General features: G+C 40.5%; 4 protein-coding genes. 2 read left to right on the top strand and 2 right to left on the bottom strand.

Features of this window, described 5'->3' with window-relative positions; translation table 11 throughout:
• Window positions 1-177 precede the first annotated feature (177 nt).
• Window positions 178-12,495 (top strand): T9SS type B sorting domain-containing protein, encoded by a 12,318-nt coding sequence (locus tag J4N46_RS03775; RefSeq protein WP_208058210.1) that lies wholly within the window; start codon window positions 178-180, stop codon window positions 12,493-12,495.
• A gap of 631 nt (window positions 12,496-13,126) precedes the next feature.
• A complete protein-coding gene (gene ric / locus J4N46_RS03780) occupies window positions 13,127-13,849 on the top strand; it encodes an iron-sulfur cluster repair di-iron protein (RefSeq protein ID WP_208058211.1) in 723 nt (240 codons plus the stop codon).
• An 80-nt stretch (window positions 13,850-13,929) separates the two neighbouring features.
• Here ric and J4N46_RS03785 read toward each other — a convergent pair whose 3' ends face one another.
• Together J4N46_RS03785 and tamL are read right to left on the bottom strand one after the other, a co-directional pair.
• Complete coding sequence (locus tag J4N46_RS03785) at window positions 13,930-14,925, bottom strand: phosphatase PAP2 family protein (protein WP_394369221.1); 996 nt, start codon at window positions 14,923-14,925, stop codon at window positions 13,930-13,932.
• A gap of 1 nt (window position 14,926) precedes the next feature.
• Complete coding sequence (tamL, locus tag J4N46_RS03790; protein WP_317194289.1) at window positions 14,927-17,479, bottom strand: translocation and assembly module lipoprotein TamL; 2,553 nt, start codon at window positions 17,477-17,479, stop codon at window positions 14,927-14,929.
• Window positions 17,480-17,603 lie beyond the last annotated feature (124 nt).

Genomic DNA, 17,603 nt, shown 5'->3' on the forward strand with positions numbered 1-17,603 from the left:
AGAGTTAAAGAATGCATTAGGCTGTGATACGCAGCTTTTCAAATCTTAATACAGAGTATTATTATTTAACAAATCAGGAGAAAAGTTTTTGTTATGTCGGTAAAAAAGCGTACTTTTGTGCATTAAAGTATGAAGAATACTGTTGTTTCAAGAATAGCATATATAGCATTAAGCACTATGAAAAAGTTTTTTCTAACAATTTTCTTTTTACTCATAACTACGGTGTCGGTAATGGCACAGGTGGCATTGAACAACTTTACCGTTGGTACAACACCGGGCGAGTGTAAGGCAGATGCAAAGCTGAATGTAAACTTGCTCAGCACTATGGGTCCTTCAGGTACTCAAGTGCAAGTAAAGTTGGAAGTTCCCAATGACCCTAATGGCAAGACGCAAGCCCTCAAGGTAGGAATATCTGGGCAAAATAGTTATGAATTTACAAGTTTGAAAGCGGGGATATATACCGTTACAGTAATAGAGGTGGCTACCAACAAAAAGTCTTCACCTCGTGTAGTGAATGTAACAAGTAATTATATACCACCTACCTTCAAAAATGTTTTAACTTTTGGTCCCTCTTGTAGTGGTTCAGGCAATGATGGTAAAATTATTGTTACCATACGCGGGGGAGCTAAGGGGCCTTTTGATGTAAAACTCTTCAAGGCAGGTGCGCAAATTTACAGCCAGCGTCATACAAAACCTAATGCGGCTAATGAACTGGATATTACTATAGGTGGCGGAGGTGTACAAATGCCTTCAGGTTCTGATTATCAGCTGGTTGTAGAAGACTTTGCAGGAAGTTCTACCCCTAACCCTACTTGTGGTGAAACTAATAAAACAGCCATTACAATACCTCCTGCATCACTTTCGCTCAACTGTTTAGAGCTGGAGTTGGGGAATGGTAATGGTATCCGCGTGGGCGCAAACTGTAAGTTTGGGCTCTCGTTCTCATTGCATAGAAAAGACAACGGTTCGCTTGATGACTATGAAACTGCTATACAAGCAACAGGTTCGGCTATAGTAAAAGCCTATACAGCGGGAGGTACACTTAAATATGGGCCTGTTGATATTAGTTCTACTTATCGCAGTGCTTGGCGTGGCAACAATGTAGCCGCAGCTTATTCATTTATAACTGATTATGTATTTGAAGAAGGAGATGTGGTAGAATTATCTATCAATGTGGGTAAAACTCCTTTTACCAAAAAGATAAAGATAGACCGCAATGTAGTGGATGTAGCTCTTAACACTACTAAAGGTAACAATGCAAGTACCTTTATGGTACGTTCTGGTTCGGCACTTATAAGTGCTGATAACCGCTCTGATATTGCAGTTCCTCCTGTACCTTGTCCTACAGGTACTGAGCTTTTGCTGGCAGTAGATTTTAATTCGCGTGCTATAGAATTACCCGAAGACGGAAGTACCAATAAAGTAGGCTTCCAATACTATTGGCTTAATGGATTGGCTAACAACTGGATAGCTAACCCTTCTTCACCAGGTGCTGGTTATTACTACGAAATTTATAAGTATTTAGGTTCAGGCTACCCAGGTTGGGATGCTTCGTTCACAAATAATAATATGGACGAAACGGATACTAGTAAGTGGCAACTGTTGTCATCGCCTATTGATTATACGTGGGTGAATAAAAACTACGCTGAACTTACAGGACAGCCTAATGGTTACTATTTGGTGAAGCTTGTAATGCGCGATGCGGGAGGTAATAAATTCTGTTATTCTCCTAAACGTGTAGTAGAAATGCGTCCTAAACCTACTTCTATAGGACGACAATTTCACTATATAGAGAAAGATAAAGGTATTTATAAGAATACAGCTACCCTACGCAAGTGGCTGTCACCTACTGATTTTAGTTACCCTATCACCGTAAAACTCGATTTGAAGAACGGTGGTACAGGTACACGTACTGTTAACTTTGATACAGCACTTCCTTTTGAGAATGTACGCAGTGTAACTTACACATTCCCAGTAATAAAAACTATATTGAGTCCTGATGCAGGAGGTGATCCTACGTCCTTTAGCTTTGGTGACTTGCCTACAGGCTTGGGTGATTATCGCATTACCATTACTGATGCCTGCGGCAATACCAGCTACCGTGACTATAATTTGGACGATGTAGCGATGACCTATACCCGCGATGTGGTAAAAGCAGAAAGTATCTGTAGGAATACCTCAAAAATATCATATGATATAGCTACCACACCTAATGGTACGCTTAAAGGTGCTCTATTTGAATTGTTTAAGAAAGATAATGCTGGACAGTATAGTATTCATATAGGTAGCTCACGTGATCTTGCACACACCTTTAATAACTTAGAGCCTGGTGATTATGTGCTTCAATCACGTGGATATTACTATGCACAAATAAAACGTGGGGTTTGGAAGGATGACAACCAAAGTGGCAACACAGGGGTGATGAATTGGGAAAACTTCACCGATACCAATGCTGCTATTAATGGATGGACTTTGGTAGAAAACACTGATACAAACAACCCAAGTAACCCTAACCACCACACAGGTGTATTGCACAATAGCCGTGTATACCTTACTATTACTCCTACAGGAGAATTGGATGTAGATGTGGTGGGTACTTCGTGTAATGCTTCTGCCAACTCTGGTTTGGTGGCTATACAAGTAAAAAATCCAGAATACATACGTTACCCACTGCAATTCTTGCTTAAGAGAACCAATGGTACTACTGTTACTTCATCGGTAGTGTTCCAAAGTGCTTCGCAAGTATCTAAATATGTGTTTAAGAATGTAGCCAATGGTAACTATGTAGCAGTATTATCACACGCTTGTGGTGATATACCTCAAGGAGTGAGTGTGAATACTAATAGTTATAGCCAGCCTGGTATTACTTATTCTTCACAATCACTGAATCCTTGTAATGGTGATGTGATGGATATAACCTTTGCAGGCTCGCCACAATTATATAATATAGAGTGGTTCAGAGTAGAGACTGATAATTCTGAAACTTCTATTGCTATAGATACTAAAACAATAAGCGAGACAGTGCGCCGTGATACTAAATATATAGTGCGCTATAGCTTGATAGACGCTACACTCTGTGCGGGTGGCGGTACAGGCGTGGCTTCAGTAACGGTGAGCTTTGGTAAAGATACGGTAAAACCTGTGATAACAGGTTGTCCTTCGGGGACTATTACGGTGAATACGCTGGCTAACCAATGTTATGGTGTAGCTACTTGGGGTGTAGTAACCGCTACCGATGACTGCCGTATAGATACTTGGAGCCAAACGCACCAAAGTGGAGACCGTTTTGATATAGGTTTGCACACGGTTACTTATGTGTTTAAAGATACTTCAGGAAACGTAGCTACTTGCTCGTTCAATGTAGAGGTAAAATCTAAAGCCATAGATATGGAGGTGAAAGATGCCTTTGTAGATGGTACTAATGGTGTGATAAGCAACCGCAAGCTGGCGAATTCTGAAAGTTTTGCTTATAGAATTACCTATCAAAACAAAGGGGTAGAGAATGTAACTTCTGCAACTATGGAAATTACATTGCCTAATCACCCTGCTCTTATTATAGGTACACCAGACTATTCGGGGGCTACTGAAAACTTGAATGCTCCTGTAGAAATGGGAAGGACTTCTAATACTATTACACTTAGTATCCCGATGCAAACTTTGCGTGCGGGAGGCCCGTTGCGCACCATCTTGATTCCGTTGCGCCTCAATGGTGATTGTAATGAGATAGGCAAGCCGTGTATGAACAGCCTAACAGCCTCATACTCATTTAAGTTTGAAGGTCGTCGTCCTACGTGTGTGGTGCCTGTACAAGAAAGTACAAGTTCTAAAACGCTTGAAATATCTACTGATAACTGTGTGCGTACCGAGATGTTCTGTCCTGGTACTAGCAATGTGCGCCTAACAGCTATCACTGGCTTTGACCAATATATATGGTACCAAGATGGTAACCTTATGGCAAACCCACTAAATAATAACTACGTAGATGCGCCTGCTGTAGGTACTTATCGTGTAGAAAAAGTGAAGAACTGCAATGGTACTACACTTACCTCTACTGAAACGATGCAGCTTGTAGATATAGATAACGTTACTGACCCTATTAGAGCACAAGCTAATGGTGGTGACCGTTGTGGTAGTGAAGATATATGGGTGAGTCACTTTATATTGTGTAACCAAACTTCAAAAACTATAACAGCTAATATTCGCGATACGCGTATCGCTTGGCAAAAACTGAAGAGCGGTGAAGCACCTCGAGCCTTGAACTGTCCTGAAACAGATGATAATAAATGGGAAACTGTAGGTACCGATCGCGATTTTGTGATTAGTACTACAGCACACTACCGCTTGCATTTGACTAATGCTGGAGGTGATTGTAGCAAGAACTTCTATTTTGATGTTTTCAACAGTGCACTTTCAGGTGAAATAGATAATACATTTACTCGAGATATCTCTGATTACCAAAATGGTAATATTAGGATTAATATGGCTACTTCGGGGCTTACTTATAAATATGTACTTAAAGATTCTAACGGAAACGTAAAAGCTACTTTCCAAGGGCTATCATCGTCAAAAGACTTTGTAATCAGCACTCCTGACACCTATACAGTAGAAGTAACTGCATTGGGCTTGCCAAGTACTTGTAAAGCTACCTTTACACAGAAGATAGAAAAACAAGTGCGCCTTGTACCTAAAGTTACAGCTAAGAATTGGAAAGGCTGTAACCTACGTGTGCTAAACTTCCAAGCTGGAGGTGGCGATGCTCCTTATGACTTTGCAGTATGGAGTATAGATGGTGTAATACTAAACGGTTATACTAACTATACCGATGTGCCTGATACTAACTATATAGCTACAGGTATACCAGCAGGTAATGCAGGTACTGATAGAGATATTAACATTATGCAGCCTGGTACGTATGTATTCTTGGCACGTGATGCGCAAAAAGCTTATGCGCTTACCCCAGCTATAGATATTTATCCTGATGAACTATTGGGCTATACGATAAACACTACTGATATTAAGTGTGGTTCGCTAAGCAATACAGGTGTTATATCAATTACTTATAATACACGCCAAAATGTGAAATCAACTTTGTATAAGTTTGACGAAAGCAATAATGAAAGCTATATAGATGAAAACCATACAGGTTACTTTAGTAACTTGGTGGCAGGTAAGTATAAATTGAAAATAGAAGTTACGCTTGGCTCATTGTACACTTGTACTTATGTAAATCCTAATCTTGAGATAAAAAGTATGGATAGCACCCTAAAAGCGTATGCAGGGGTGTTGGAAGATATCTCGTGTGATAGTGCTTCGCCTACAAAACAATATAAGGTGCGTATTAATAACGTATCAGGAGGTACAGGATTTGGCTATGAATATAGTTCAAATAACGTAAATTACTCTAACAACCCTGTACTAATGGTAGGTTCTACTGTGAGTGTGGTGTACGTGCGCGATAGCAATAAGTGTGTAACTGAATTGCCTATCAAGATTGTACCTATAGTACCACCAACGGTTACCAACACAGTCGTTACTTATGATTGTGATGGACGTGGTACCTTTACACTTACTACTACTCCGTCAGGAGCATTTGAATACCATATTAGTAATGCAGCAGGCACTATGAGCGAAACACGTACAAATAATGTGTTTACACTCAACCCAGGTGTATATAGTATCTATGCAAAATACACTCCTGCTATGGCTACCGCTACAACGCCTAATGTGTTGTTCAACGAAGATTTTGGTACAGGCTTAGATACTTGTGATAGCGACTCGGTATTCCTTACTTGTAACACAGCAGGTACAGCGCTTACCAATAACCAATACGTGATTACACGTCAGGTAACAGCAAACCCAGCTTTGTGGGTGTCACCTACACCAACTGATGCATCAGGGGTAACTGATGGTCGTTACTTGGCTATCAATGGGGCTTCTCCTAATAATGATAGTGGTGTAGTGTACAAACGCACTATTAAGGATGTAGTTCCTAATCAGGAATTGAACGTATCGGTGAATTTGTTTAACTTGATACCAAGTAGTTACGCAGGAGGTACGAACCCTAACTTGGTGGTACGTATTTACAACCCTGGTAACTTGGCTCAGTATGTGGAAAAATCAATAGGTGAGCTACAACGCAGCAATAGCTGGGTAAATAAGAAAGTAACTTTTGCAGCAGCTCAGGTTGCATACAATAGTGTAATATTTGAAATTAGAAATACAGCACCTACATCGGTGATAGGTAGCGACTTAGCGGTAGATGATATCAAACTATGGCAACCTACCAAGCTATGTGCGGTGCGTTCGGAAGGTATTTCAGTAAATGTAGAAAACAATAGACAATTCAAAGCTCGTGGTACTGCTTACGATGAAAAATGTGGTAAAAACGATGGTGAAATTGCCTTAGTAGTAGAAAATGCTCAGGGTGCTACTGTACAATATCAAGTGCGTGGTACTACAAGCTGGACTACAGTTACCCTTTCGGCTACAACTGCTACTCAGGGGGTAGCTACTATCACAAACTTATCGGCAGTACAAAGTGGTACGCTCTACGTGCGCAAGACTAATGAGCCTACTTGTATGACAAGCTTTGATTATACAATTAAGAGACCTACTCCTGCAGTGGTTACAGCTACTATTGTAGCACCTGTAACTTGCTTGGATACACACGCTTCAGTACGTTTCACTGCTGAGGGTGGTGCTAAACCTTATCAATCATTTAGCTATGCACCTACAGGAGGTGGTACAGCACCTGCTACTAAAGCAGCGGTAAATAATGAAGCTGACTTCAACTTAGAAGCGGGTACTTACCGTATAGAAGTGAAAGATGCTAATGGTTGCGTAACTACCAATACTCTGGTAGTAGCTAATGCTAAACCTCTACGTATAGAGGTGGTAGATTTAGCTCCTTGTTTCCAAGGTGGTACTACAGGACGCTTACAGGTGAAAGTACTTGAAGGTAATGGTGATTACCAATTCAGTAAAAATGGTGGTACTACTTTTGAAAATGGTAGTGTGGCAAGCGGTACTTCTATTATTTATGAAGACCTAACAGCAGGCTTATACAATATAGTGGTACGCGATGGCGGTGCTTGTAATGCAAGTGCTACCTACACAATAGCGAATCCGTTGCGCATACAAACAGTGCCTGTTACGCCGCTAAATTGTGCACCTAATAGTAGGGCTAAATTTACGATTACTTATACAGGCGGTAGAACAGGTACTAGAGAGTTCTTGTGGAGCAACAACGCTACGACGGGCTTCTCTACAGCTATAGGAGCTGGGCTTTCATTGTCATCTTCGGGTAATGTATATACTTTTGAAAGTAGTGTGGAAGGTGTGTACTATTTCAAAGTTCGTTATTTAATGGATAATGGCGAATATTGTGAAGTAGTATCCGACCGACAAGAAGTGAAAGTAGTGAAACCTTACTTTACAACTACACCTACTGTAGAAGATGTAAATTGTGCGGGTGCTACTACTGGTAAGATATTGATAAATAACCGAAGCATAGCAGGGGGTGTACCTCCATTCTCAATATTGCTAAACAACGGTACGCTTACAAATACACATAATGCAGCCGACTTGGTGTCATTGCCAAAAGGTGTTTATACTCTTACCATAGTAGATAGCGCACAATGTAAATCGGAGCCTATGGCGGTACGCATAGCCGAAGTGCCTGCAATGGTGGTTACAACTACCCACACAAGTTTGGCTTGTAATGGTTCGGGAGTACAATTGGCTGATATTACCGCTATGGTTACGGCTGGTGGTACAGCACCTTATAAAGTTACACTTATCAAAAACGGTACTGCTATCGCTTCGCGTACGGGTGTAACAGCTAACGATATGCAAACCTTTAATGGTATGGACATCGGTAGATACCAAGTGCTGGTGGAAGATGCTAAAGGCTGTCAGTTTACAGATAATTTCCAAGTAACATCAGAAGCTAATGGTTTGGATATACGCCCTGTATCTGCTCAATGTACTGCTAACTCTGCTGATGTAGCAGTATCGGTATATGACAGATTGGGTGGTGTGATAGGCAACGGACAGTATATTGCTATCTATAAAGAAGGTATGGGACGACCTACAGGTAGCCCTATTGCTCCTACAGTGAGCGTAACCGATGCTGATGGTGGTACTACTATTTGGTACAGAGCTGACCCACCTGTAGATACTACACTATCGGATGGTGTAACTGTAGTGAAAGCCTCTACCTATACCTTTACATCACTTTTAGGTACAGGACTTACCCCAGGGGTGCGTTATACCTTTGCAGTGTATGACTCTAATTCGGGTTGTTCATTCACTAAGGAAGCGAGTGCTCCACTACCATCTCAGTCGGCTTTAGAATCTCAAGTAACATTGGTACGTCCTACAACTTGTAGAGATGCTGATGATGGTAAGGTAACCTTCTTCTTGAAGAATTGGGGTGTATCTGGAATTACTAACTATAGGATATACAAATATCCACCTACAGCACCAGGATTTACAGATCCTACAGACCATAATGGTGGGTCTGTAACTGTGGGAGGTACTATCACACACCTTGCTTTACCTTCAGTAGGTGAAAACTATACCGCTCAAGGTATCCCTGCAGGACGTTACTTTGCAGTGTTTACTGATGCAGGAACAGGTTGCGTACAGGCATCGCCAGAATTTACCATAGAGCGTTCGGCATCACAACTTACTGCTTCGGTAACAGTAGCCAAGAAAGCGAACTGCAAGCAACCACAACCTATCGGTATGGGTAGGGTAGTGGTAGATGCTCAAGGAGGTCAATCGCCATATGAATATTACTATGAAGGTATTAGCTCACCATTAGCACCTGTGCTTTCAGGTGTTACCTTAGATAATGCCTTTACAGCGAATGCTCACGGAGCAGCACGTGATTTGATTTCAGGAATGTATCGTGTATACATACGTGATGCGGCAGGTTGCTTGGTACACACTATCACTACGGTAGATTTAGACCCTAGTCCTGCTATAGCTTCAGTAGATGTATTGGATGCTTGTTCTGATAACTCCGACTATCCTGTAAATGTAGTGTTTGCTACTAAGGGTGTAGGACAACATCAGTATAAAATAGATGGTATTAACGATTGGCAAAATCTTACAATGCCAGCTGTAGCAAGTGAAACGAATGTATTGTTGCCTATACGTTTGGCTCCTAATACTTCATCATATACGTTATCAATACGTGATGGTAATGGTTGCGAAACAAGCACTACCTTCAAAGTATATGACTATATAAATTTTGACGCATCGCATACGCCAATAGTACCTTGTGGTAATGGGGCAGCTACTATTACAGTAAGCAACATCACAGGAGGTACAGGTTCTTACAAGATTAGCTTGTATCGTGTGGTAGATAGAGATTCAAGCACACAACGTGCTGTACCACTTATCACTGCCGATAACGTAACGGGCAATAGCTATGTAATGCCAGCCTCTACAGGTGATGGTATCAGAGAAGGTGATTACCGCATCAGTGTATATGATGCAGCTACCTTTGGTACTGCGGCAGAATGTGCTAAAACACTTATGTTCAGAGTAGCACCGCCTGAGATGCCAAGAATAGAAGTGTTATCGGTAACTACTCCTACTTGTTATCAAGATGAGGCTACCGTACGTGTAAAGGTAACCCCTGTAGCTGATGGGCCTTACGTATTCAAGATTACAGCTCCTGATGGTTCGGCAGTGAGCCATACACTTACTGCAAATGCTAACTATGCTACTTTTGCAGGATTGATTTCAGGACCTGTTTCTTTGGGTGGTAAAGGTTACTTGATAACTGCTGAGTCAATACGTAGTTGTACAGTGGAAAAAGTAGTAACGGCTACTTCGCCTGATATTGTAAGTATCACAGCAGGAGCTCTTACTAAGAAAGACTACGAATGTGAAGTAGATGATGCAGGCTATCTAACAGGCGAATCGCTTTATCCACGATTGATATTTGACCTTGATGCTGTGAGTGGTGGTACAGGTATCTATGAAAGGATTGAGTTTAGAACAGTAGTTTCTAATACTTTGGTAGCTCAAAAAACAGTAGAAGCGGGCGAAAATATATATACTTATACTTTGCCTAACTACTTAACTGCTGATACCGACTATTACGTACAGGTATATGATAGCAACGGTTGCTCTATGACCAGCACTGTAGCTACTGTATCATCTACCTTGATAATGAGTGCAATAACAGCAAGCCAAACACAAGCACTTACTTGTGCAAACACAGGTGAGAAGTTTGATATAACCGTAAGCACCACAACGGTGTACAACAATGAGCCTATAGAGTATACCATTACTAAAATAGGTGAAATTGCACCAATTATAACGCACTCGGCTACTTCGCTTACATTTAACAATGTAACGATTACCGAACCTGGTTATTATGTAGTGAAAGCAGTGAATAAGAAAACATCGTGTGAGGTGAGTGTAAACTATACGGTGCTTGATCCTCAAACATTGTTGCTTGAAGCTAAAGATCCTCAGCATATTACTTGTAAGGGAGGTACTGGTGAGATAACCTTTGAACTTTCTGATACACGTCTTTCTGACGGCGACCAAGTAATTGATGGTTTCAACTTTACGATTTATGACCTTGCTAATAATAGTGCGGTATTTAGTGGTACTACACACGGCACTACTACCCCAGGTAAATATCAGCAAACGGGTATCAGTGCAGGTAAGTATCGTGTAGAAACAACCTCAATAATTACAGGTTGTAAAGCTTATGCTACGTTTGAGCTTATAGAAGCAGATCAAAAATTGGATGTATTTGCTGAAGAAACACATAGTGTAACTTGTGATGGTAACCGTGCCGAAATAATGGTGAGAGTATCTGGAGGTTGGGCTCCTTATGAGATTACTATTAATGGTGCAGCAGTACCGTCTAAGATATTAAGCGAAGATGGAGGTAAGATACTATTTACAGGGTTATCGGCAGTGCCTACACCAGGAGCTGTAACCAGCTATACTATTAGTATTAGTGATAAATGGGGCTGTACTGTATATTCAGGTACGCACGAGGTAGGTATTATTTATCCTGATGCTATTTCGGGTACAATTACTGTTACTCAGCACGCTACTTGTTCGGGTAGTTCGGATGGTATCATACAAGTAGTAACCTCTACTATTACAGGTGGTTCAGGCACATATAACTATACATTGTATAGAAATGGTAGGGTATTGTTTACCCCAGAAAAAGAAGAGTCTAAATCGGCTACCTATAAAAATCTTGCACCTGGTTTCTATGATGTAGAGATAATGGATACTTGGGGTTGTTCGCTTATAGAACGACAAATAGAGATAGTAGAACCTGCTCCTATTACTGTTTCGGTAACATCTCAAAACCTACAAGTGTGCTACAAAGGGCGTGATGGTTCTATATCCTTCCACGTAGAAGGGGGTCGTCCTCCTTATACAGTGAAAGTGGTGGATAAATATACTAATATACCATATCACAATGAGTCTGGTATCTATAGCAGTACGCCAGTGAACGTTCCTAATATGGTAGGCGCACCGCCAAGTGTAGCTTCTGAACAGTTGCCTGCAGGTGATTATAGAGTTTATATAACCGATAGCGGACAAGGCACGGGCGTAGGCTGTACAATGTCGCCAACGTTTGATTTCTCAGTTATTTCAGTGCCCGACTTGGAGGCTACTACCTCACAAGGCTATAATTGTGATAACAATGAGTTCTCTACGTGGATAGAAGTTCGTTTCAAAGACGAAATAGATTTCAACAGAATGACCTTTAGCCTAAATGGTAGCACTCCGCTAATGTTCTCACGTAACAACGGCGATAGCAACCGCAAAGGTAATATAGGGTATATAGACCAAACACGCTTTGATATAACTGTAGCTACGCAAACTATGGAATTGTTCTATACAAGTGTACATTCAGCTACAGGAGCTGTAAAATCGTGCAGCCATACCCTTACTAATCCTGTGCATATTGAGGAAATCTATCAGCTTTCCGAAATCGTAAAAACTCCTACTACTGTGGTAAATACACTACAAGTGGAAGGTAAAGATGGTAAGAAACCGTATAAGTATGAGTTCAACGGTGAGTATTATGACGAAACAAACCTTTACGAACTTAAACTTAACGACCCCGACTATACCAACCCTGTAAGCGGCAAGAAACTCAAAGCCGTGAATGTAGTAGTATACGATGCCGCAGGCTGCGTACGCTCACGCACATTCTATGAAGAGTACTTTGATATTCTTATACCAAACTTCTTTACACCTAATGGTGATGGTATCTATGATACTTGGGTGCCTATAAATGTAGAGAAGTACCCTCAAATAAGAATTAGTATCTTCGACCGCTTCGGACGCCGCTTAAAGGTATTGAACTACCGAGAGTCTTGGGACGGTAAATATGAAGGCAATGATATGCCAACAGGTGACTATTGGTACATCATTGAAATGAACGATGAAAATGACGATCGTACCTTCAATGGTAACTTTACGTTATATCGTTAATAATAAAAAAGAAAACAAAAAAAGCTGCCTTTTTAGGCGGCTTTTTTGTTTTCTACAATAAAATATATCTAAACCGAATTATACGAGCTTTAAAAGCTCTTCTGATGCACAAAAAAAAGAGACTGCCGAGAATCCCTTCTCAGCAGCCCCAGAATTTAATAATAAAAAAGAAAACTTAAAAATAAAAATTATGAAAAAAACTTTTTTTTTACAATTTTACTTTTTACCACACAATTTTGATAGTTTGGTAACGGTTTATGAAAAAGTCTCATATCTTTTTAACGCTGCAAAGATACGCTAATTTTATGAACTACCAAAAAATCTCTTAAAAAATATTTAAAAATATTATCGTATTCTAAAAAACATCCCATTTTTACAATGATTTTTTCGTATTTATTCGCTAATATTCTACTTTTTTTCTTTATAAAGACTTCTTTTTAATAAATAAAAACTAAACATATCATTAAAAATATAATAATAATGCAAAGAGTGTTAAAGTTTATTTTCTGCCTAAAATAATTCTTGTTTTTTCCTATCAAACCCCATTATAACCTTATTAATAAAAAAGATACAAAATTCTTTTATTATCTTAATTCTTTTTCTTACCTTTGCACCATTAAATAATAACACTATGAATTTTGATAACAAAACTATCGGAGAAATAGTAGCTGACGACTTCCGTACAGCTGCCATATTTAAAAAACACAACGTAGACTTCTGCTGCAAAGGCGGACGTACTATTGACGAGGCTTGTGAGAAAAAAAATATAGACAAACAAGCGCTTATTAACGACCTACAATCATTGCCAAGCGGTAATAGCAATGAAGTAGATGTACGCGACTGGCCGCTCGACCTCCTCGCTAATTACATCGTGCGCATTCACCACCAATACGTGCGCGACAAAACTCTTATGCTACTGCAGTTCCTCGATAAAATCGCTAAGGTACACGGCGACCACCACCCCGAGCTACACGAAATAAACCGCATATTCCAAGAAAGTGCCCGCGACCTTGCTTCGCACTTCGTAAAAGAAGAAAACGTACTGTTCCCTTATATAGAACAGCTCGTGCGTGCTAAGCAATCAGGGCAACCTTTAGGAGAAATACCTTTCGGTACTGTTGAAAATCCTGTGGCTATGATGATGCACGAGCATAGCGTAGAAGGCGACCGCTTTGAGGAAATTGTAAAGCTTACCAATAACTACACTATTCCTGCAGATGCTTGTAACACCTACCGCGTGAGCTTCCAAATGCTACAAGAGTTCGAAAACGACCTCAATAGGCATATTCACTTAGAAAACAATATCCTTTTCCCTAAAGCTATTGCTTTAGAAAAAGAATTGCGTGGCAAATAGTAATACTTAACCATTTACAAAAAAGACAGCCAAAGTTTGCCTAAACTTTGGCTGTCTTTTTTTACTTGCGTTCTTCACGCTCAAAATTGCACATTTACTCCTAATAGTGCATACCCATCATACGTACGCCCACTACACCACTGCCACTTGTATCGTTGTTTTTCAAGTATTTTAGCAGTGTTATTAGCTTCATTGTCATATTCCTTGGTAATACGCCTATCTGCAATAGTTTTGCCCGTAATATAGCCTAAAAATAAGGCGATAGGATAATCAGAAGCCCAATGCACCTTGCTTTGCATCATCTCGTAGCACATTAGCCCCAAAGCAGTGTACCCCACAGGGCGTATCCATCGCTGGCGCGGATAGTTCTCAATAAGTACCGTTAGTGCCGACATTGCCGTAGTTAAATGCCCCGAAGGCATCGCATCGTATAGCGGAGTATGCTCCTGATACGCCTTAAAACTCGGTGCAAACGTCCATCTACTATGCCACCTGCCTGCTTCAGCCGTAATAAACGGACTTTCACGCCCCGTGAGCCGCTTAAAAGGCTGTACAAAAGCCCCCGATACCAAGATACTTTCCAATAATTGTAACGATACACTCTTGGCGCGATAATTATCGGTAATGAGTCCATAGGTAGCCAGCCCTCCGCTGATGATAATAAAAGTAGTACCATTCCCTACAAAATATAAAGCCGAATTTACATCCGCAGGCACAATCTTCAAGAATCCTAATTTTTTATACGTATGCGCTTCGCTGAAACCTATGGCTTCCCCTAAATTTCTGCTTTCGCGAATAAGCCAAGGGTCAGCAGGCAATATAGCCAACGTAGCCCCCAAAGCCCCCAGCCCGTAAGGATAATACTTGCGCGAAACCATACTGCTGGCAGATTTGCCTATGTTGCGCGGCAACTTATCTACCAAGTGTATCAAGCGTGGTTTTTTATATACATACGTAACCCCATCGCCCACCTCATAACGCTGGGTAGGGGCAGAGCTTACCCCCAGCGTATCAGCCTCTTGCGCCATAACACAACTGCTCGCAATACATAACAATCTCAAAAAAGTCTTTTTCATACTAAAACGGATAATTAATACCAAAATTAAACACAATATCGCGCAGCTGTACGTTCTTAATCCATCGGTCGCCGATGTCCCCCGTAGGCACATAAGTAGGTAGCCCCATATCCAGCCTAATAACAAAAAAGTTAAAGTCATAACGCACCCCCAAGCCTGTGCTTAGCCCCACATCTTTTAGTGATGAAAATCCCTTAAACTTATTTTCCTCAAAACGCGTATTATCAGCCACATTCCAAATATTTCCCACATCGGCAAACAAAGCACCTTTAATAGCACCCAAGATAGGAAAACGATATTCACCATTGAGCGTAAGCTTCATATTAGCCTCGTTGTAATCAAAAAAAGAATGACTACTACCCGGTCCCAGCCTATAAGCCTTAAAACCTCTATTATCGGTAGTACCCCCAGCAAAATAACTCTGCGAGAAAGGAATGTTGTCCGAGTTGCCATAAGGAATAGCAACCCCCAAAAACGACCGGAATGCCAGCGAACTTTGTTTGCCTATAGGAAAATGCTTGATGTAATCCAGCTCTACCTTTGCATATTGAGCGTATTCTACCCCGAAAATTTTATTTTTGTCATTCTTATTATCTACCACGTTATACATCGTATAAAGCAAATTTAGCAGCCCACCAGCCGCCTCACCCTTGATGCGAAACTGCGAAAAATCACGTTCAAAAAACTTCGATTTACTGTTGATGATATACGTAAAGCTCGAAGAAACAATAAAGTCATTGTTAATAATCCTATTCATTCGTTCCAAAACACCAAAGAAAGGTACATAATCATCAGAATTTAGGATAGTATTGCCCCTCAATATATCTTCCATAAACAAATAAGCCCCCCTTGCAGGCGTTAAATTCCCTCTATTATCCACATAATTACTACCCAAATGGTATTTGCGAGCAATAGCATTCAGTTTTTCATAAGTACTTTGGTAAATATTGAAAAAGTTAAGCGGATTTAAGTTGTTTACGTACTGCACATTCACAAGGTCAAAAATAGCCTTATCTTTTTGTTTGTGAGGATTCCACACATAGCGCAAAATCCCCGATGAGGTACGTTTATCCAGCCCTATATTCTTTTGGTAACTCACCCCCGTTTGAAAAATTGTTTGAGGAGTCATATAGTAAGGAATGAGCCTTTCGGTATTAAGCGGAAACATTATAGACGGGAAAATCAACCGAATATCACCACTAATTTCCGAAGTGTTAAAAAAGTGAGTGTCATTCAGCGAAGGTTGAGCCGCAAATGTACCTTGCAAGTTCAATTCCAAAGTCTCAGCCCCTCTGAAAATATTACGAGCCGAAAACGAAGTCCCAAGCCCAATACCAATAGCCTCAATTTCCGACCGCTTAATTTCACTATTAACCCGCAATGAAAATTTATCTAAAGCCGAAAGATAAACATTAGCATCCAATTTATTTTCAAGCGTATCTACCGTAGCATATTTAAAATCGATATTCGGATAGCGAAACACACGCAAGTTATTTAGCTGTTTATAAGTATTGCCACGTTTCAAGTCAGAATACACCTGCCCGTGCTTAAAATCCAAAGCGTGAGCCAGCACCTTAGGGCGATAGCGCAACTTGTCTTTGTAATAAATCACAATATTCTTATACGCCAAAGAGTCCATAGCCGCTTTGGCGCTACCCGTCTCATAGTCAGTATACACCCTTATTTTGTTCAGCCTGTGCACTTTGTATTTTTTCTGAGTAATCACATCGCCATCACGCTCTATCAAGTCGCCTATGATTGTTGTAACCTGTAATTTCCTATCTTTAGAAGTCCCCACAGTATCGCGCACCACCTCAAAGCCTATAGAACTTTGCTGGAAGGTATAAAAACCATTATTCCTGAAAAGCTCGTAAAGTCGCGCCTTTTCAGCCGAGAAATCAGCCAACTGATAAGCATCGCCCGTTTTCAAAATACGTTTGCTTATATATTTTTGATATACAGAATCTATTTGAGGCGAAGAGATAGACGTCTTCAAGCTGTCAATCAAATAACGGTCGCCAGTATTGATGTAATAGCCCACCAAAGCATATTTGTCGTGCTGGTTTTGTTTCAGGAAAATACTATCTTTCACCTTAGCGTTGAAGTAACCAATACTTTTAAAGTAAGCCCCCAGCTGTTTAGTACTTTTGCGCACCATAGCAGTATCCAATACCGAAGGAGCTTCGCCTATACGCATCAGCTGTCGGTCTATTCCCGATACCAAAAAAGACTTTTGCAGTCTGCCCACTTGTTTTTCAGAAAGCAATCCATTCAGGAAGCGATGCCAGCGAGGGTGCTTTTCCAGCCACAAGTCAAAATCCTTTTCAGCATCAGGGTTTCCCCAGTTGTATATATACAAGCTTAGCGGCATACCCAGCACGTATGAATTGGGTTTTTGCAGTACAAAGTTATTCACTTTACTGTCATCAGTAGGCACTCCGTTTATATAAGCAGTATAGTTGCGCAGTAAAACTTTATTTTCAGGCACCCGTTTAGAAACCTCACAACCAGCAGAGAGCAGCAATCCCCCTATAGTACCGCTTAGAAATAATATTTTTAAAAGAAAGTTTTTCACTATATAGATTTTAGGGCTCAAAATTACAAAACAATTAGTAATTAGCAAAAAAAAATAGTTGTTAGTCCTCCGCGCCAATTCAAAATTCAAAATACAAAATTCA

Origin of the sequence: Capnocytophaga bilenii (assembly GCF_017565765.1) — a bacterium.
Classification (GTDB): Bacteria; Bacteroidota; Bacteroidia; order Flavobacteriales; family Flavobacteriaceae; genus Capnocytophaga; species Capnocytophaga bilenii.